Consider the following 17,546-nt stretch of genomic DNA (forward strand, 5'->3'; position numbering starts at 1 on the left):
CCGCCGGCCGGAAGTCCCGGAAAGCCGGCGACCGTACCGTCACCCTGCGTAGCCTGACGTGAGCGGGTTTCACGTATCGGCTGCGGGGAGGCGGTCACGTCCAGGTGGGGGCGGAACGCAGCGGGCCGGGCCGGCGAGGCCCGATCCGCCCGCTCGCGCCGCACCCGCTGGTCACGGATCCTGCTCGGCATCGGCCTGACCCTCGTCCTGCTGGCCGGCCTCACGCTGATCGGGCTCAAGACCCTCAGCCACCGGTACGAGCGCACGGTCGCCAGGGAACAACTGCTCGACCCCGACGCCCGCACAGACCGGACCGACCTCGACGGAGCGCTCAACTACCTGCTGGTCGGCTCCGACCGGCGGCCGGGCGACACCGGGCCGGACCAGCGCTCCGACACCATCCTCATCGTGCACGTGCCCGCCGGGCGACACGAGGCGTACCTGGTGTCCATCCCGCGTGACCTGCTGGTCGCCATCCCGCCCGCGAACGGGTTCGGCGGCGGCCAGGACAAGATCAATGCGGCGTACGAGCACGGCGGCGGTGGGCAGGCCGGCGTCCAACTGCTCTCCGCCACCCTGAACCGGCTCACCGGCATCCGGTTCGACGGCGCCGCGCTGATCGACTTCTCCGGCTTCCGGAAGGTGATCGACCTGCTCGGTGGGGTGCAGATGTGCGTCGACTCCGAGGTCCGCTCGATCCACACCAACCGGGTCTTCCCCACCGGCTGTCAGCAGATGAACGGCGCGCAGGCGCTGGACTACGTGCGGCAGCGCTACAACCTCCCCGGCGGCGACTACGACCGGCAGCACCACCAGCAGCAACTGCTCCGGGCGATGCTGGACAGCGCCGGCCGGGCGGACCTGCGCAGCGATCCGGTCAAGCTGGACCGGGTGCTGCGGGCGGTCGGCAGCTCGTTGACCGTCGACACCAACGGCGTACCCCTGGAGGACCTGCTCCTCGCGCTGCGCGCGCTGCCGCCCGACGGGATGCGCGGCGTCCAGGTGCCGTCGTCCCCGCAGACCATCGACGAGGTCTCGTACGTGGTGCTCGACAACGGCGGCAACGGGCTCTTCGAGGCCGTACGCGGCACCCGCATGCCCGCGTGGGCTCAGGGCAACCCGCAGTGGGTGACCCGGTTGTGACGGGTCCGACGGCCGGGTCGGTGCCGATCCGGCCGACGAGGATCTAGTGTTGCTTCCTGTGTTCGGACCCCAGGTTCCCACCGTGCCCGTGACCGAGATCGCCGACGACACCTACCTGCTCGACGTGCGGGAGGACGACGAGTGGGCGGCCGGCCACGCTCCCGCCGCCCACCACCTGCCGATGATGGAGCTTCCGGCGCGTCTGGCCGAGGTGCCCACCGACCGGGACGTGGCGGTCATCTGCCGCTCCGGGGGGCGCTCCGCCCAGGTCGTCGCCTACCTGGTCAACAACGGCTGGGAGCAGGTGCGTAACGCCGACGGCGGAATGCGCCAGTGGGCCGCCGTCGGGCGCCCGGTGGTGGACTCGAACGGACAACCCGGTCAGGTCATCTGAGGCGGGCGGGATGGGTGGCCCTCTGGTTTTCGCGCACCGCGGCGCCTCGTACGACCTTCCGGAACACACCCTCGCCGCCTACCTCCGCGCCCTCGACGAGGGCGCGGACGGCCTGGAGTGCGACGTCCGGCTGACCCGGGACGGGCATCTGGTCTGCGTCCACGACCGGCGGCTGGACCGCACCAGCAACGGTCGTGGGCTGGTCAGCGCACGTACCCTCGCCGAGCTGGAGTTGCTGGACTTCGGCTCGTGGCATCCGGGCAGCGCGCCGACCGGTGACCTGCCGCCGGACGAGTCGCACACCCGGCTGCTGACCCTCGCCCGACTGCTGGACGCGGTGCTGGCCGCCGGCCGGCCGGTCCGGCTGCTGGTGGAGACGAAGCACCCGTCGCGTTACGGCTCGAACGTGGAACGGCGACTGATCGAGCTGCTGCGCCGGTACGGGCTGGCCGATCCTGCGCCGGACGACCCGGTCCAGGTCACCGTCATGTCGTTCTCCCCGCTGGCCGTGCGGCGCGTCCGTGAGCTTGCTCCGACGCTGCCCACGGTGCTGTTGCTGGAGGTGCTGCCGCGCTGGCTGCGGCTGGGCCGGCTGCCGTTCGGCGCCCGCGTCGCCGGGCCGGGCATCGGCCTGGTCCGGGCCCGTCCGCAACTGCTGCCCGCGTTGCGTGCGGCCGGCAACCAGGTGTACGTCTGGACGGTCAACGAGCCGGCCGACCTGGAGCTGGTGCTCGCCGCCGGGGTGGACGGGATCATCACCGATCGACCGGCGCAGACCCTGGCCCGGCTGGACCGCTGACGCCGCCGGCCGGGTGGGGGTGCCGAAACCCGGGTCGGCGGGGCAGACTCGGCACATGCCGGAGCGTATCGATTTCCCCGCTCTCATCGCCGGCCACACCATCGTGATCGAGATGATCAACTCTGGGGACGCCGGCCTGCCGGTCCTCACCCAGCTGCTCCGTGTGGCCCAGCCGGCGCTCGGCGCGGCCGGCATGGCGTTCGCCGAGTTCGGCCCGACCGGTGGCCGGGTGATCGCCGCGACCGGCGCGGCCGAGTGGACCCTCGGCCGCCCGCTGCCCGCCGACGATCCGGACACCGTCTGTCTGCTCTCCGGCCCCCGGACCCGCCAGGCCAGGGTCGACCACCTCAACGGCAATCTCGCCGGCGAGCTTGCCGGCAGCGGCCTGCGCCGGATGGTGGTGTCCCGCGCGGAGATCGGCGGCCACACCGTCGGCAGCCTGCACGCGTTCTATCCCGCGGACGACGAGCCCAGCGCCGAGCAGCACGGTGTGGTGGCCTACCTGGCGGCCTGCGTCGGGCACATGTACGGCGACCAGAGCGGGCTGCCGGTGCACGGTGACGGGCCGGTGGTGGCGGCGCTCGCCGACGGGCTGGCCGTGGTCGACCGGGACGGGCACGTCCGGCTCTGGAACCCCGCGGCCGCCCACGTGACCGGTCGGGCGGCCGAGCAGGCGCTGAGCCGCCCGCTGCCGTTCCCGCTGCCGCCCTCGGGTCAGGTCCGCGACCACCGGCTGCCGGACGGGCGCTGGCTGCGGATCACCTCCGGCGACCTGCCCGGCCCGGGCACGCTGCGCGTGGTCACCTTCCGCGACATCACCGACCAGCAGCGCCGTGACCACGACCGGGAGCTGTTCGTCGCGGTGACCAGCCACGAGCTGCGCACGCCCGTCACCGTGATCAAGGGGTACGCCGACACCCTCACCGACCACTGGGAGTCGTTGACCGAGACCGACCGCCGGCAGGCCGCCCGGGTGATCGGGCAACGCGCCAACGAACTGGCCCGGCTGGTCGACCGGCTGCTCTCCTCAGCCGCCGAGGCGGGGCCGGGGGACGACCCGCCCACCCCGTTCGACCTTGGCGAGGCGCTGCGCTCCGCGGTCGTCGACCTGCCGGCGGAGCTGCGCCGACGGCTGGTGCTCCGCCTACCGGCCGACCTGCCCAAGGCGCTCGGCCACCGGCCCAGCCTGGCCACCGTTCTCACCGAGCTGGCAACGAACGCCGGCAAGTACTCGGCGCCCGACTCAGCGATCGAGATCACCGCGGCGGTCGACGGTCAGCTGGTGGCGTTCCGCGTCAGCGACCGGGGCATCGGCATCCGCCCGGAGCACGTGGAGCGGGCGTTCGACCGGTTCTGGCAGGGCGAGTCGGGCGACCGGCGCGGCTACCCGGGCGCGGGGCTCGGCCTCTATCTCGTCCGCCGGATCGTTGAACAACAGAATGGATGGGTATCCCTACGTCCGAGGACCGGCGGCGGTACGGTCGCAGAGGTGCGGCTACCGCGCGGTTGACCGGCGGCGGCGCGACGTGGAGGCGACGGTGGCAACGGCAGTGGTAGCGAGGGAACGGGCCTGGTGCGTGGTTGTCCCGCACCACCCCGCCGGGGCACGGCTGGCCCGGCACCGGCTCGCCGGTGACCTGGCGGACGTCGTACCACCGACGCTCCTCGCGGACCTGATCGCGGTGCTCGCCGAGCTGGTGGGCAACGCGGTGCGACACGCCCGGCCGCTGCCCGGTGGCGTGGTCCGGGTGGCCTGGCGGTTGCGGCCCTCGGCCGACGGCCCGCGGATCCAGCTGCGGGTGACCGACGGTGGCGCGGGCACCGGTCCACGGCTCCGGACGGTCGACCCCGACGCGGCGGACGGGCGGGGGCTGCACATCGTGGCCGGTCTGGCCACGCGGTGGGGCGTCGAGCGGGACGGTCTGGGCCAGCGCGTCTGGGCGGAGTTCGACCCGGCCCCCACGACCCGGCCCGACCTGGTGCCGACGGGCTGAGCGACGGCTCGGGGCGGGTCCCGCCCACGACGAGCCGGTCGGGCCTCTAGGCTGTGACGCCGTGAGCAAGCGTCGAAAGAGCCAGCGCACCGCCGCCGACACCGCCCCGCGCAGGGACAAGGTGCGGGACATCTTCGTGCCGCGACCGTTCGAGGGGCTGATCGACGAGCCCGAGTGGATCGCGCTACGCGAGCTGGTCCCCGCCGCCTCCGCGCCGCTGCGGCTCGCACCCGCCCTGGTCGAGGAATTCGGTGACCGGCCGGCCACGCTGGCCACGGTGCTGCCGATGGCCGCGCCGGCGATGACCAAGCCCGACGGCCGGGTGCTCATCGGTCTGCAACGCCACCAGCAGTCCGGCGACGTCTCCCGGGACCTGGCCGAGGCGCTGCTCTGCGCGCTGCGGACCGAGCCGGGCGACCAGGTGGCCGTGCCGCCGCTGCCCGGCCCCGGTCCCCGCCTGCAGGACATCCTCGTGGACGGTCCGTTGGAGATCACCATGCACGACGGGTTCGAGTTCTGGCTCGACCCCGGCGCCACGGACGACCCGACCGTGCAGGCGTCGCTGGAGCGGGCCAACGCGGCCATCTACCCGACGGTGCGGCTGACCGCTGCGAAGGCCGCGTACTGGTGCCAGGTCCCGGAGAAGGCGCACGTGCGTTTGGTGCTGCCCGACGACGAGGACGCCGCCCTGGACGCGCTGGCCCGGCTCGGCGCGGCCGGCACGCTGCCGCTCGGCGAGCAGACCCGGTTCGCCGGGATGTTCCGTGCGCACGGCCGACTGGCGCCGGTCTGGGACCTGCCGGAGGAGACCCCGGCGACCGACTGGGAGGACCCGGTGGCGCAGTTCGCCAAGCGGTACGCCGAGGCGCTCGCCACCACCGGCCCGCTGGACGCCGCCGGCCGCCGCGCCCGGCAGGGTCTGCTCGGCCGCCAGCTCACCCTGCGCTGAGCCGGGACGGCCGCCGGTCCGGCCTGAAACCGGACCGGCCGGCCACCGGCGCCCAGCGCGAACCGCTCAGCCGGCGACGGGCAGCGGGTCGCGGACGATCGGGCAGGACATGCAGCGCGGGCCGCCCCGCCCCGAGCCCAGCTCCGAGCCGGCGATCGGGATCACCTCGATGCCGGCCCGCTCCAGTTGGGCGTTGGTCTCGGTGTTGCGCTCGTAGCCGACGCAGAGCCGGGGCGCCAGGGCCAGGGTGTTGTTGCCGTCGTCCCACTGCTCGCGTTCCGCGGTGACCGGGTCGAGCCCGGTGTCGATGACCCGGAGCTGGTCGAGGTCCATCGCGTCGGCGGCGGCCCGCAGGAACGGCGCCGGCCCGTCCACCCGCGGGTCCTCGCCGTCCGCCCCGGCGATGACCGTGTACGCGGAGAGCGTGCTGGCGATGTTCGGGTACATCAGCACGGCGTCCACGTCGACCATCGTGCAGACGGTGTCCAGGTGCATCGTGGCGCGCTCCTGGGCGATCGGCACCACCAGGATGGTGTGGGCGAGCCCGGCGGCGAAGACCTGCCGGCCGAGGCGTTCGGCGCCGGCCGGCGTGGTCCGCTCGCCGACCCCGACCGCCAGCACCCCGGGGGCGAGCAGCAGCACGTCCCCGCCCTCCAGGTGCTCCAGGTGCGGGCGGTAGACGAACTCGGTGCCGGCGAAGCGTGGATGGTGGCGGTAGATGGCGTCGGTCAGCGTGGTCTCCCGGCGGCGGGCCGGCATGGCCAGGCTGGTGACGCCGACCCGGTCGCCGATCCACAGCGACGAGTCCCGGGTGAACAACAGGTTGGGCAGCGGGTCGATGACGAAGTCGTGGCGGTCCATCAGGGTGTAGACCAGCCCGCCCGGCCGTTCCGAGCTGATCCGCAGTTCCTCGTGGGCCAGCCCGGCGGTGAGCACGTCGGCGAGCGCGGCCGGGTCCAGGTAGGAGAGGTGGTCGGCGACCCGGGCGCGCAGGGTGTCGCCGAGCCGGCGGGAGCGCAGCACCTGCTCGGTGAGTTCGGCCCGCGCGTCCGCGACGGCCAGGGTCTCGGCCAGCAGTGTGGCGAGGTAGAGCACCTCGACGCCGCGCTCGCGCAGCGCGGCGGCGAACGCGTCGTGCTCCTCCTGCGCGCGGCCGACCCAGGGGATCGCGTCGAACAGGAGGGAGTCGTTGTTGCGGGGGGTGAGCCGGGCCAGTTCCGGGCCGGGCCGGTGCAGCAGTACGGTGCCGAGCCGGCCGACTTCGCTGTCGACGTAGTGGGTCACCCCCGCAGCGTAGGGCAGGGTTTGGCGGCATCCGAGAAAAGAACTGTGGATGAATATGGCATTCATCCACAGTCACTCCGGCGTTCCGGCTTGCAGAACACCGGGAGTAGCAACGTAGGGTAGTGAGGACATAACTTCGAGGGACCTTTTGCCGGAGGTCGCGATGACTGTCTTTCCCGCACGACGAGCCGTACCGACCGCCCGGGCACTGCCGCCCGTCGCGGTGCCCCACCCCCGCGTCGAGGCGCCGGGGGCTCTCGCACCGGTCCGTCCCACACCGCTCGAATGGGCCCGCCGTCGTCGGGCCGAGCGGGGAGCCCGTCGACTGGAGGCGGCCGGAGCGCGGGCGCTGGGCCAACTCGACCACCTCGGGCCGGCCTGGCACGTCATCGAGTGGCCCCGCACCGACGTGACGGACGTCCTCCTCGATCGGGGCCAGGACGAGCGCGCCGGGTTCCTCGCCATCGGGCCGAGCGGCCTGTTCGCGGTGACCATCGCCGACCACGGGCGGGCCCGTGTGCTCGTCGCCGGGGACGTCGTGCAGATCAACGGCAAACGGCCGCCGTACGTGGCCGAGGCCCGCCGGGACGCGAAGCGGGCCAGCAAGGCCCTCTCCGACGCCGTGGGCCTGCCCGTCCCGGTGACGCCGGTGCTGACCTTCGTCGGCTCCGGCGTGATCAGCGTCTACGGCCTGCCGAAGGACTGTCTGATGGCCACCCACCGGGAGCTGGACCGGCTCCTCGTGGCGGGCGGCAGTCGGATCAGCCCCGCCACCGCCGAGAAGCTGTCGCGCGTCGCGCAGCACCCCGGCACCTGGCTGAACGGCACGTACCGTCCAACAGGCGACTACCGGTGGTACGACGAGGGCCGAACGGCCGCTGACAAGCCGGCCCACCGCCGGTAACGTCACCGGCGACGCCACGCGGCCCCGGTCCCCGTCCCCCCACCCGGTCCCGCGCCGTCGGCGGCCGCCTGGCTCATGGCAGCGCGGCCCGGCGGCCCGGTGCGCTCGGTGGTTCCGTCGGCGACCGGCTAGCGTGGACAGTTCGTCGGTGTACATAGGAGGCGCGGTGGCCCACGTCGAACTTTCGCTCTCGGAAGTGTTCGTGCCGGCGGCGCGGGCCTCGACAGAGGCGGAGTCCGACAACTTCGGCCACTGGTCCTCGACAGTCTGCCGGGCCGATGAGCCCTGCCTGCTGATCGATGCCGACACCCGGGTGGTGGCGATCTCCACCGCCGGCTGCGAGTTGCTGTGTCTGGGCGAGCCGGACGGCCTGATCGGGCGGCCGCTGCTCGACGGCGGGTTGCGCCTGCTCGACTTCACCGCCAACCGGGGTGAGCTGACCGAGGCCGAGATCGACAAGATCCCGCCCCTGCTGGCGCTCTCCTCCGGCCGGCTCGCCCGCGGGCTGCTCCGCGTGCAGGCGGCCTCGGCCGACAGCTCCGACGCGACCGTCGACGCGATCTCCACTCCGGTGCTCGCCGACGGAGCCGTGGCCGGCTCGCTCACCTTCTTCTCCGAGGTCTGACCTGCGACGGAGTGTGTCGTTCGCCGCACGTGGCAATGCTGGGGCGGGCCGGCGATGAGGCCGTAAGGTGCCCTCATGCTCGATATCGCTCTGCTGCCGGGGGAGTACGCCGTGTGCCGGTTGGCCGCCGACGCCGCCCTGCCGCACGCGCTGTCGAGCGGGCTGGGCCGCGCCGACGTGGTCACCGTGAGCTGGACGGCCGACGGGATCTCCGTGATCTGCCCGGCCGACCGCGCCCCGGCGCAGGCCGTGGTGGAGACCGCCTGGCGCTGCCTGCGGGTCGCCGGTCCGGCTGACCTCGCGGGCACCGGCACCCTGGCCGCGCTGGTCGACCCACTCGCCGAGGCCCGGGTCAGCGTGGTCACGTTCTCCACCTTCGACACCGACTATCTGCTGGTGCCGGCCGTCCGCCTGACCGAGGGCACCGCCGCGCTGGAGCGCGCCGGTCACCGCGTCCTCGGCTGACCTTCACGCCACCGGCCGCTCCCCCTACGATGGGCTCGGCCACCCCGGCCGCGACGACGTTTCCGATGTCCCGAGGATCGGCCCGTGCCGTTCACCCCGCCCCGCCGTGCGTCCGCCCCACCCTGGGCGGCGACGCGCCTCTTGCCGCCGGTGCTCACGCTGCTCGCGACCGCGGCGCTGACCGGCTGCGGCGCCCCGCCCGAGCTGCGGGACCCGGCCGCCGTGCCGCCCGGCACCGGAGCCCCGACCGCACCGGGCCCGACCGGCACCCCGAGCGCCGCACCGACCCTCGCGCCCACCGGACCACCGGTCGGCGCGCCGCCGGCCACCCCGGACGCCGGGCTGGTCGCGACCGCCTGCCCGAACGGGCCGACCGGGCAGCGGGTGGTGCAACTGCTGCGCGGCCGGGCCGCCGTGCTGCCCGACAACGTCCGGGTGCAGGTCCGCACCGGGCCGCTCTGCGCCGCCGACTGGCAGTACACGGTGCTGACGGTGACCGGGCACGAGGAGCTTCAGGTGGTAACCCGGGGCCGGCCCACCGCGCCGGAGCTGGTCACCGCCGGCACCGACGTCTGCACCATCGAGGTACGGGCCACCGGTCCGAGTGGGATCCGGACGCTCGCCTGCGACGCCGGTCCGGCCGTCGGGCCGGGTGCGTAGGCTGGCGGCATGCCGGGAACACCGCCGACGCGCTTCGTCTACCTCGGTCCGGAGGGCACGTTCGCCGAACAGGCCCTGCGCACCGTCCCCGCCGCCGAGCACGGCAGCCGTACGCCCGCCCGCAGCGTCGGGGAGGCGCTGGACAGCGTCCGCGCCGGCGACGCCGACGCCGCGCTGGTGCCGTTGGAAAACTCGATCGGCGGCGCGGTCGGCGTCACGCTGGACGAGATGGCCGAGGGCGAGCCTCTGGTGATCACCAGAGAGGTGGTCCTGCCGGTGGAGTTCGTGCTCGGCGCCCGACCGGGCACCCAGCTGAGCTCGATCCACACGGTGGCGGCCCACCCCCAGGCGTCCACCCAGTGCCGGGGCTGGCTGCGCGACCACCTGCCCGACGCGGTGGTGGTCGACGTGCTCTCCAACGGCGCGGCAGCCGCCGGCGCCGGGTCCGGCGAGTACGACGCCGCGATCTGCGCGCCGATCGGGGCGACCCGGCACCGCCTTGCGGTGCTCGCCGACAAGATCGCCGACCACCCCGACGCGGTGACCCGGTTCGCGCTGGTCTCCCGCCCCGGGCCGCCCCCGCCGCCGACCGGGGACGACCTCACCTCGCTCGCGGTCTACATCGCGCACGACCGGGTCGGCGCGCTGCTCTCGGTGCTGATGGAGCTGGCCGTCCGCGGGGTCAACCTCACCCGGATCGAGTCCCGCCCGACCGGCGAGGCGCTGGGCCAGTACGTCTTCTTCCTCGACTGCACCGGGCACGTGGCCGACGTCCGGCTGGGCGAGGCGTTGCAGGGGCTGCGCCGGGTCTGTGCCGACGTGCGTTTCCTCGGCTCGTACCCCCGGCACCGCTGGGCCGGGGCGGCGGGTGAACGGCCGGTGCCCGCGCCGGCCGGCCTCTCCGACGTCGACTACGCCGACGCGGCGGCCTGGCTGGCTCGACTGCGCACCGGCGAGCTGAGCTGATCGGACGTGCCGGCGCCCCGCGATCGGGAGCGCCGGCACGGGGTGGTCAGCTCAGCAGGCCGCCCAGCAGGCCACCCTCCTGCTGCTGCGCGCCGCTGCCCATGATCGGTGGCTCCTCGGACGGCTGCACCACCACGAAGCCCTGACCGGCGAAGCTCATGGTGAACGACTCGCCGGTGCGCCGGCCGAGCAGTGTGCCGAGGCCGAGCTGCTCGGCCCGGTGGTAGCCGGTCTGGAGGTTGGCCGACCAGCAGACCGCGGCCTGCGGGTCGACGTACGTCGGGGCGTCCACGTTGAGCACCACCGGGGTGCCCCTGGTGGTGATGGCGATCCGGCCGTGGCCGCTGAAGACGCAGTTGAACAGGCCGGACGACGAGGCCATTCCGGCGCCGCCGACCATCCTGATGTCGTACTGGAGAGTCGAGTCGAAGGCGAGCACGCTGGATCCGTTGATGGAGAGCGCGTCGCCCGGTTCCAGGTCGATGATGTGCACGTCCTTGGCCAGCTCGGCGAGGAAGACGTCACCCCGCCCGGAAACCTTCATCAGCGGGACACCCTCGCCGGTGAGCTTCTGCTTGAGGAACTTGCCGAGCCCGCCCGAACCCAGCGCCTGGAACTGCACCTGCCCCTGGTAGGCGACCATCGAGCCGACGCGGGCCATCGCCTCGCCGTTGAGCTCGATCTTCAACATCTTCGAGTTCTGCAGCCGCATTCCGGGCTGCGCGGACTCCTTCTCGAGATTCTCCGAGGAGAACAGCTCGCTGCGCATGAAACGTGCCTCCTGAAAGGGTCGCGGTCGCTGCACCGACGGTAGGCGACCAGGGCAAGGAGGAGACATCAGCCGAGCGGCGAGTCGGAACGACCGGGCCGGGAGCTCAGCCCCAGCCCAGCGCGTGCAGCCGCGCGTCGTCGATGCCGAAGTGGTGGGCGATCTCGTGCACGACGGTCACCGCCACCTCGTCGACGACGTCGTCGTCGTTGTCGCAGATGCGCAGGATGGGGTGACGATAGATGAAGATCCGGTCCGGCAGGACGCCCGCGTAGTCCCAGCCCCGGTCGGTGAGCGCATGCCCCTCGTAGAGGCCGAGCAGCTCGGGCTCGCCCGGCGGCGGGTCGTCCTCGACGAGGATGACCACGTTGTTCATCAGCCCGAGCAGCTCTCCGGGCACCTCGTCGAGGGCGTCGGCGACCAACTCTTCGAAGCGCTCGCGGCTCATCTGCACCGGCATCTCACCTATTCTGCCCGACGCCGAACAGGCCGACCCGGTCAGAATGCGCGGCCCCGAAAGGGTTCCGCGCGTTCACGGAGAGAGCGGCCGCCCGAAACGGGGCGGCGACTCCTTCCGTGAACGAGCGGCGTACGGGTCGACCGACTCAGGAGGTCAGGCTGGCGGTGAGGGTGATCTCGGCGCCCGGCGAGAGCAGGCGGGAGATCGGGCAGTTGGCCTTGGCGGCCTCGGCGAGCTTCTGGAACTCCGCGTCGTCGATGCCCGGGACCTGGCCGACGGTCTCCAGGTCGATCCGGGTGACGGTCATCCCGGCGTCGGTCTTGTCCAGGTGGACCTTGGCGGTGGTCTCGACGGAGGTGGGCGTCGAGCCGGCGTCCGCGAGAGCCTTCGAGAACGCCATCGAGAAGCAGCCGGCGTGCGCGGCCGCGATCAACTCCTCGGGGTTGGTGCCCTCGCCCTCCTCGAAGCGCGACTTGAAGGAGTAGTTGCCCGACAGGCCGCCCTTGCCGGTGCGGACGGTGCCGGAGCCCTCGGTGAGATTGCCCTGCCATTGTGCGGAAGCGGTACGGATTGGCATGACCCGAACGCTAGCGGAAAGGCGACCGCCGAGCGACCGACCGGCGCCGACGCGTGCCCTGCGATTCCGGTCACCACGCCCGGGCTGTGCCATGATTCGACGCAGGCCCGTGACCGGCGGAAGGATGGCCGATGTCCGAGGAGCTGCCGATCCCCCGGCAGGGTGACCGGTCCGACGGCCCCGCCGTGATCGAGTGGGGTGCCGTCGAGCCGTCCCCGCGACGTCGGTTCGGCCGGTCCCTGGCCGGCCTGACCCGTGACCCGCGACTGCCCCTGCTGCTGGCTGCGCTCGGCGCGGTGGCCGGGGTCGCCTCACTGGTCGGCGAGTGGCTGGTCATGACCGTGCCGGACGCCGGACCCGACGGGAACAGCGCGATCGAGGTGCCCGCCGGGTTGTCCGAGGTCGGCGGCTTCGGGGTCGGCTACCTGGTCGGGCTGCTCGGCCTGGTCTGTGTCCTGGCGCTGGCGCTGCGGGGCACGGCGGCCGTCCGGCCGAACGCCCGGTTGGTCGGGCTCACCCTGGTCGGAGCCCTGCTGGCGCTGCTGGTGGCCGCCGTGGCGACTCTCGACGACCCGGCGCAGCGCAGCTTCCTCTTCTCGGCGCAGGACGGCTTCCGGGCCGAGTACGGACGGGGCCTGGTGATGGCGTTCGTCGCCTGTGTGCTGCTCGGTGTTGCCCTGTGGCTCGCACCGACCGCTTCGGGCGGGCCGGCGGAGGATGACGGGGCGGATGACGACACGGTGGGACGAGGCTGGCGTCGCCGCCGCGACCGCGACCCGATCGACGAGGACGGCAGGGCCGCCCCGGCCGACCTGACCGTCACCCCGGCCGTCCCGTTCGCCCGCCCCGAATCCCCGAGCTGAGCAGCGCGGATTCGACCTCGCAGGACGTCATTCGGGGGGTCTCACCCGCACTGCGTCCTTCCGCTGTCGCGGCCACCGGCAGCGCCCCCGGCGTTGGCGTCCGATTCGCCTGGAAGCCATGGTTGCGACCCTTATCGCGAGGTACGGTTGCTGCCCGCCGTCACGCCGGGTCTCGGCACCAGTACCGCACGGCAGGCTGCGACGGCGGCGGGCGAAGGAGGAACGATGACCCGCCCGGGACTGCCCAAGCTGATCGCGACCGACCTCGACGGGACACTCGTCCGCAGCGACGACACCGTCTCCGCGTACACCCACGGGGTGCTGGACCGGGTGCGGGCCGCCGGAATTCCGGTGGTCGCCGCGACCGGGCGCGGCCCTCGGCTGACCGAGCTGACCCGCAACGACATCCGGGCCGCCGACTTCCTCGTGATGGCCGGTGGCGGGCGGGTGGTCGACCAGAGCGACCCGACCGGCCCGGTGGTGCTCCGCGACGAGCGGCTGTCCGCCGAGGTGCTGGCCCGGCTGCTCGCCGACCTGGAGGCCGAGGTCGGCCCGCTGACCGTGATGGTCGAGGCGTCCGACGAGCACGACGCCCCGCTCTGGGGCGACTACCACGCGAGCTGGCCGTACCAGGACAGGTTCGAGGCGCGCAGCCGTGCGGAGTGCCTCTCCTGCGACGTGATCAAGGCGTTCGCCCGGACGGCGGACCACCACGTGGACGAACTGCTGGCGGTGGCCCGCCGGATCGTCCCGCCGCAGGTCGCCACGCTCACCCAGGCCGGGCTCGGCTTCATCGAGATCTGCCCGCCCGGCGTCGACAAGGCCACCGGCCTGACCGTGGTGGCGCAGTCCCTCGGCGTCGACCCGGCCGATGTGCTGGTCTTCGGTGACATGCCCAACGACCTTCCGATGTTCGAGTGGGCCGGCTGGTCGAGGGTGGCGGTGGCCAACGCGCACCCCACCGTGCGCGCCGCAGCCGACGAGGTGACCCTTCGCAACGACGACGACGGGGTGGCGGTGTACCTGGACCGGCTACTGTCCCGGTGATGGGAGAGACGCCCCGGCTCATCGCCACCGACATCGACGGCACGCTGATCCGCGACGACCACACGGTCAGCGCGCACACCGCCGACGTGCTCGCGCGGATCTCCGCGCGGGGCACGCCGGTCGTGCTGGTCACCGGCCGTCCCGTCCGCTGGCTCAAGATGGTGTACGACCAGCTGGCCGAGCCGCTGCCGGCGGTCTGCGCCAACGGCGCCGTGGTCTACGACCCGGTCGAGGACGAGGTGCTGCGGGCCGACCCGCTCGCGCCGCAGCACCTGGCCGAGGTGGCCCGGCGGCTCCGCGCCGAGGTGCCCGGAATCAGCTTCGCGGTGGAGATCCTGGACAGCCGGCAGATGCGGCACGAGACGGACTACCCACTGCGCTGGGACGCCGACCCCGAGGGGATCCGGCCGATCGAGACACCGGAGGAGCTGCTCTCGGTCCCCGCGGTGAAGCTGCTCGCCCGTGCTGGCGAGCAGGACCCGGACGCGTTCGCGGCGCTGGTGGCCGCGGTGGTGGCCGGTGTGGCGGAGGCGACCCACTCCTCGTCCTCCGGGCTGGTGGAGATCTCCGCGGCCGGGGTGACCAAGGCGGCCGGGCTCGACTGGTACTGCGACCGGCTCGGCGTGGCCGCAGCCGACGTGTTGGCGTTCGGCGACATGCCCAACGACGTGCCGATGCTGAGCTGGGCCGGACGCGGTGTGGCGGTGGCGAACGCGCACCGCGCCGTCCTCGCGGTCGCCGACGAGGTGACCGGGGCGAACTCCGAGGACGGCGTGGCGGCGTACCTGGAGAAGGTCTTCGGTTTGGACTGACCGGGCCGGTGCCCGGCGGGTCAGAGGTACTGGCCGGTGTTGTGTCCCTCACCGCCGGTCGGCTGGCCGATGCCGGGCATGCCGGGCACCACCCCGCCGGGCCCGCTGGGCAGCGCCTGCCGGCCGGAGCGCATCTGCTCCAGCTGCACCCGGGCGGCCATCTGCTGGGCGACCAGGGCCGCCTGGATGCCGTGGAACAGGCCCTCCAGCCAGCCGACGAGCTGCGCGTGCGCGATCCGCAGCTCGCTCTCGCTCGGGGCCTTGTCCTCGGTGAAGGGCAGCGAGATGCGCTCCAGCTCGTCGCGCAGCTCGGGGGCGAGACCCTCCTTGAGCTCGACGATCGAGCGCTCGTGGATCTCGCGCATGCGGTGCCGGCTGGCGTCGTCGAGCGGGGCCGCCTTGACCTCCTCCAGCAGCTGCTTGATCATGCTGCCGATCCGCATCACCTTGGCCGGCTGTTCGACCAGGCGGGTCGGATCCTCGCCCTGACCCTCGTCGGTCTGCACCGTGGCGACCGGCTGGCCGTCGGGGCCGACCACCACCACGGTGCCGGAGTGACCGGTGCCCTCGGGGCCCGGCTCGTCGTTCTGTCCAGAGGAGCGCGCTTCGGTCATGGGGTCCATCTTTACCCAGTGGGGCCGACCCATGCCTGCCGGGACCGACTCCCAGGGCCGAACCACCCGGGCGAGGCGCGCTACCGTTCGCGCCATGTCTGCCGACCCGCGCGCCGTGCTGACCCGGCCCGCCCCGGAGCCGGACCGGACCGTGGCGTACGGCGACCACCCGGACCAGGTGGCCGACCTCCGCCACCCGGCCGGCGCGGGGCCGGCGCGCCCGTTGGTCGTCGTGGTGCACGGCGGTTTCTGGCGGGCCGAGTACGACCGCCGGCACACCGGGCCGCTGGCCGCCGCGCTCGCCGCTCGCGGGTACCCGGTGGCGCAGCTGGAGTACCGGCGGACCGGGCAGCCCGGCGGAGGTTGGCCGGGGACGTTGACCGACGTGCTGACCGGGGTGGCCGAGCTGCCCGGGCTGGCCGCCGAGGTGCTGCCCGGTCGGGTGAGCCAGGCCGCGCCGATCCTGGTCGGTCACTCCGCCGGCGGCCAGCTCGCGCTGTACGTGGCGGCCACCGCGCCGTCGACGGTGGGTGGGGTTCTCGCCCTGGCCCCGGTGGCCGACCTCGGGGAGGCGTACCGGCTGGACCTGGACTCGGGTGCGGTGGCCGCGCTGCTCGGCGGCGGGCCGGAACAGGTTCCGGACCGGTACGCGGCCACCGATCCACGGATGTTGGTGCCGGCGCGAACACGCACGGTAGTCATACACGGTTCGGCGGATCGGCAGGTGCCGGTGGCGATGAGCCGCGACTTCGTCACAGCCGCACGTGCGGCAGGGTCCGATATCTCCCTTGTTGAGCTGCCGCAATGCGAGCATTTCGGGCTGATAGACCCGGAGTCCCCGGCCTGGCCCCGGGTCCTCGATGTGTTGCGGTCCCTGCACGATGATCACTAGCCATTGACGCAGCGTCGCCGAGCAGGTAGAACGCCGGAGGGGCGCTGTTCTGCCCTGCAACGCTCCTGGAAGGAACTTGGTGTCGCAGATGAACCGCAGGCGGGCGCTCCAACTGTTGGCCGCGCTCGGTACGACCGGATTCGTGGCCGGATGCGGCTCCGACACCGAGGCTGAGCCGGGCGCCGACCGGAGCCCGATCAAGATCGGTCTGATCACGCCGCAGTCCGGCGGGTTCAAGAGCATCGGCGACGACATCACCAACGGCTTCCAGCTCTTCCTGGACCTGCACGACCAGCGGCTGGCCGGACACCCGGTGACCCTGCTGACCGCCGACGAGGGTGAGGACGCGAAGAGCGGCAAGGCCGCCGTCGACGACCTGCTCAAGCAGGGCGTCCTGGCGCTCACCGGTGTGGTCAACTCGTCGGTGATGGTCGGCATCCGGGACACCGTGGAGCAGGCCCGCGTGCCGCTGATCGGCTCCAACGCCTCGCCGAGCAGCCTGCAGAGCGTCTTCTACATCTGGCGGACGTCCTACGTCCTCGACGAGGCCGGCCGCGCGCTGGGCCGCTACCTCCGCGAGAAGCTGCCGGCGAACGGCCGCGTCGCGATCATCATGCCGGAGAACGTCGGCAGCCCGGACGTGGTGCGGGGCTTCCGGCAGGAGTTCGGCGCCACCGACGCGCGCATCGCCGACCCGGTGACCTACACCAACGGCACCCCCAACCCGGGCAAGTCGACGTACGTCTCGGACATCAACAAGGCCCTGGCCAAGAAGCCGACCGCGGTCTTCTGCTTCTTCGCCGGCGCGGCAGCCGTGGAGTTCATCAAGCAACTGCGCCAGGTGTACTCCGGGCCGATCTACGCGCCCGGGTTCCTCACCGAGGGCACCGTGCTGGAGAGCCTGAGGGGCGACGGGCTGGGCATCCAGACCGCCCTGAACTACTCGGCCGACCTCAACAACACGTCCAACCGGGTCTTCGCCTCGGCCTACCGCAAGAAGTACCAGGTCACGCCGACCACCTACGCCATGGCCTCGTACGACGCGGCGCAGGTGCTCGACCAGGCGATCCGGCTGACCGGTGGGTCGCCCACCCCGCAGCAGGTCAACCTGGCGCTGGGCAAGATCGGCCAGATCGACAGCCCGCGCGGCATCTGGCAGTTCAACCAGCCCCGCACGCCGCAACAGAAGTGGTACCTGCGCGAGGTGCAGCGCGACGGCCAGGTCATGTCGAACGTGCTGATCAACGAGCTGGCCACGCTGGGCTGAACGCCCACCCGAACGCGATCAGGGGCCGATCTCCCGGTGGGAGGTCGGCCCCTGACGTACGC

General features: G+C 73.0%; 21 protein-coding genes. 16 read left to right on the forward strand and 5 right to left on the reverse strand.

Annotation, left to right across the window (positions count from 1 at the left end):
- Window positions 1-207 precede the first annotated feature (207 nt).
- The 6 genes from M8C17_RS13945 (at window position 208) to M8C17_RS13970 (ending at window position 5,279) form a co-directional block, all read left to right on the forward strand.
- A complete protein-coding gene (locus tag M8C17_RS13945) occupies window positions 208-1,143 on the forward strand; it encodes an LCP family protein (protein ID WP_374558419.1) in 936 nt (311 codons plus the stop codon).
- Window positions 1,144-1,201: 58 nt separating this feature from the next.
- Window positions 1,202-1,537: a rhodanese-like domain-containing protein gene (locus M8C17_RS13950; RefSeq protein ID WP_252416876.1), complete on the forward strand. Its 336-nt coding sequence runs from the start codon at window positions 1,202-1,204 to the stop codon at window positions 1,535-1,537.
- A 10-nt stretch (window positions 1,538-1,547) separates the two neighbouring features.
- Window positions 1,548-2,336, forward strand: coding sequence for a glycerophosphodiester phosphodiesterase family protein (locus tag M8C17_RS13955; protein WP_252416877.1), 789 nt, complete (start codon window positions 1,548-1,550; stop codon window positions 2,334-2,336).
- A 55-nt stretch (window positions 2,337-2,391) separates the two neighbouring features.
- On the forward strand, window positions 2,392-3,846 hold the full coding sequence (locus tag M8C17_RS13960) for a PAS domain-containing sensor histidine kinase (protein ID WP_252416878.1): 1,455 nt from the start codon (window positions 2,392-2,394) through the stop codon (window positions 3,844-3,846).
- Window positions 3,847-3,913: 67 nt separating this feature from the next.
- Window positions 3,914-4,330 carry an ATP-binding protein gene (locus M8C17_RS13965; protein ID WP_252417141.1) on the forward strand — a complete coding sequence of 139 codons (417 nt, stop codon included), beginning with the start codon at window positions 3,914-3,916 and terminating at the stop codon, window positions 4,328-4,330.
- 61 nt (window positions 4,331-4,391) lie between these two features.
- Window positions 4,392-5,279, forward strand: coding sequence for a DUF5926 family protein (locus M8C17_RS13970; RefSeq protein ID WP_252416879.1), 888 nt, complete (start codon window positions 4,392-4,394; stop codon window positions 5,277-5,279).
- A gap of 66 nt (window positions 5,280-5,345) precedes the next feature.
- On the opposite strand, the gene M8C17_RS13975 is transcribed toward M8C17_RS13970, so the two are convergent.
- Entirely contained in the window at window positions 5,346-6,563 is a 1,218-nt protein-coding gene (locus M8C17_RS13975) for an arginine deiminase (protein WP_252416880.1), read from the reverse strand.
- Window positions 6,564-6,726: 163 nt separating this feature from the next.
- On the opposite strand from M8C17_RS13975, the gene M8C17_RS13980 reads away from it, so the two are divergent.
- From M8C17_RS13980 to pheA, 5 genes are all read left to right on the forward strand, one after another.
- Window positions 6,727-7,467, forward strand: coding sequence for a hypothetical protein (locus M8C17_RS13980; protein WP_252416881.1), 741 nt, complete (start codon window positions 6,727-6,729; stop codon window positions 7,465-7,467).
- Window positions 7,468-7,633: 166 nt separating this feature from the next.
- Window positions 7,634-8,092, forward strand: a complete 459-nt coding sequence (locus tag M8C17_RS13985) for a hypothetical protein (protein ID WP_252416882.1) — start codon at window positions 7,634-7,636, stop codon at window positions 8,090-8,092.
- A 75-nt stretch (window positions 8,093-8,167) separates the two neighbouring features.
- Window positions 8,168-8,557: an ACT domain-containing protein gene (locus tag M8C17_RS13990; protein ID WP_252416883.1), complete on the forward strand. Its 390-nt coding sequence runs from the start codon at window positions 8,168-8,170 to the stop codon at window positions 8,555-8,557.
- 141 nt (window positions 8,558-8,698) lie between these two features.
- Entirely contained in the window at window positions 8,699-9,217 is a 519-nt protein-coding gene (locus M8C17_RS13995; RefSeq protein WP_252417142.1) for a hypothetical protein, read from the forward strand.
- Window positions 9,218-9,226: 9 nt separating this feature from the next.
- Window positions 9,227-10,183, forward strand: a complete 957-nt coding sequence (gene pheA, locus M8C17_RS14000) for a prephenate dehydratase (RefSeq protein ID WP_252416884.1) — start codon at window positions 9,227-9,229, stop codon at window positions 10,181-10,183.
- A gap of 46 nt (window positions 10,184-10,229) precedes the next feature.
- Here the strand turns inward: pheA and M8C17_RS14005 are convergent, their stop codons facing one another.
- The 3 genes from M8C17_RS14005 to M8C17_RS14015 all read right to left on the reverse strand — a co-directional run bounded on the left by M8C17_RS14005 (window position 10,230) and on the right by M8C17_RS14015 (window position 11,989).
- Window positions 10,230-10,952 carry an AIM24 family protein gene (locus M8C17_RS14005; RefSeq protein WP_252416885.1) on the reverse strand — a complete coding sequence of 241 codons (723 nt, stop codon included), beginning with the start codon at window positions 10,950-10,952 and terminating at the stop codon, window positions 10,230-10,232.
- A 106-nt stretch (window positions 10,953-11,058) separates the two neighbouring features.
- Complete coding sequence (locus M8C17_RS14010) at window positions 11,059-11,406, reverse strand: metallopeptidase family protein (protein ID WP_252417143.1); 348 nt, start codon at window positions 11,404-11,406, stop codon at window positions 11,059-11,061.
- Window positions 11,407-11,557: 151 nt separating this feature from the next.
- Window positions 11,558-11,989: an OsmC family protein gene (locus tag M8C17_RS14015; protein ID WP_252416886.1), complete on the reverse strand. Its 432-nt coding sequence runs from the start codon at window positions 11,987-11,989 to the stop codon at window positions 11,558-11,560.
- Window positions 11,990-12,120: 131 nt separating this feature from the next.
- Here M8C17_RS14015 and M8C17_RS14020 point away from each other — a divergent pair, with 131 nt between their 5' ends.
- The 3 genes from M8C17_RS14020 to M8C17_RS14030 all read left to right on the forward strand — a co-directional run bounded on the left by M8C17_RS14020 (window position 12,121) and on the right by M8C17_RS14030 (window position 14,711).
- Entirely contained in the window at window positions 12,121-12,852 is a 732-nt protein-coding gene (locus tag M8C17_RS14020; RefSeq protein ID WP_252416887.1) for a hypothetical protein, read from the forward strand.
- Window positions 12,853-13,077: 225 nt separating this feature from the next.
- The gene (locus M8C17_RS14025) at window positions 13,078-13,899 is read left to right on the forward strand and encodes an HAD family hydrolase (RefSeq protein ID WP_252416888.1); all 822 of its coding nucleotides are present in this window, start codon (window positions 13,078-13,080) and stop codon (window positions 13,897-13,899) included.
- The gene (locus M8C17_RS14030; protein WP_252416889.1) at window positions 13,899-14,711 is read left to right on the forward strand and encodes an HAD family hydrolase; all 813 of its coding nucleotides are present in this window, start codon (window positions 13,899-13,901) and stop codon (window positions 14,709-14,711) included. The genes M8C17_RS14025 and M8C17_RS14030 overlap by 1 nt, the downstream gene beginning before the upstream one ends.
- A 20-nt stretch (window positions 14,712-14,731) precedes the next feature.
- On the opposite strand, the gene M8C17_RS14035 is transcribed toward M8C17_RS14030, so the two are convergent.
- Window positions 14,732-15,334, reverse strand: a complete 603-nt coding sequence (locus tag M8C17_RS14035) for a bacterial proteasome activator family protein (protein ID WP_252416890.1) — start codon at window positions 15,332-15,334, stop codon at window positions 14,732-14,734.
- An 85-nt stretch (window positions 15,335-15,419) separates the two neighbouring features.
- Here M8C17_RS14035 and M8C17_RS14040 point away from each other — a divergent pair, with 85 nt between their 5' ends.
- Both M8C17_RS14040 and M8C17_RS14045 read left to right on the forward strand, forming a co-directional pair.
- Complete coding sequence (locus tag M8C17_RS14040; RefSeq protein ID WP_252416891.1) at window positions 15,420-16,217, forward strand: S9 family peptidase; 798 nt, start codon at window positions 15,420-15,422, stop codon at window positions 16,215-16,217.
- Window positions 16,218-16,296: 79 nt separating this feature from the next.
- Window positions 16,297-17,484 carry an ABC transporter substrate-binding protein gene (locus M8C17_RS14045; protein ID WP_252416892.1) on the forward strand — a complete coding sequence of 396 codons (1,188 nt, stop codon included), beginning with the start codon at window positions 16,297-16,299 and terminating at the stop codon, window positions 17,482-17,484.
- Window positions 17,485-17,546: the final 62 nt, after the last annotated feature.

Origin of the sequence: Micromonospora sp. RHAY321 (assembly GCF_023896955.1) — a bacterium.
Taxonomy (GTDB): Bacteria; Actinomycetota; Actinomycetes; order Mycobacteriales; family Micromonosporaceae; genus Micromonospora.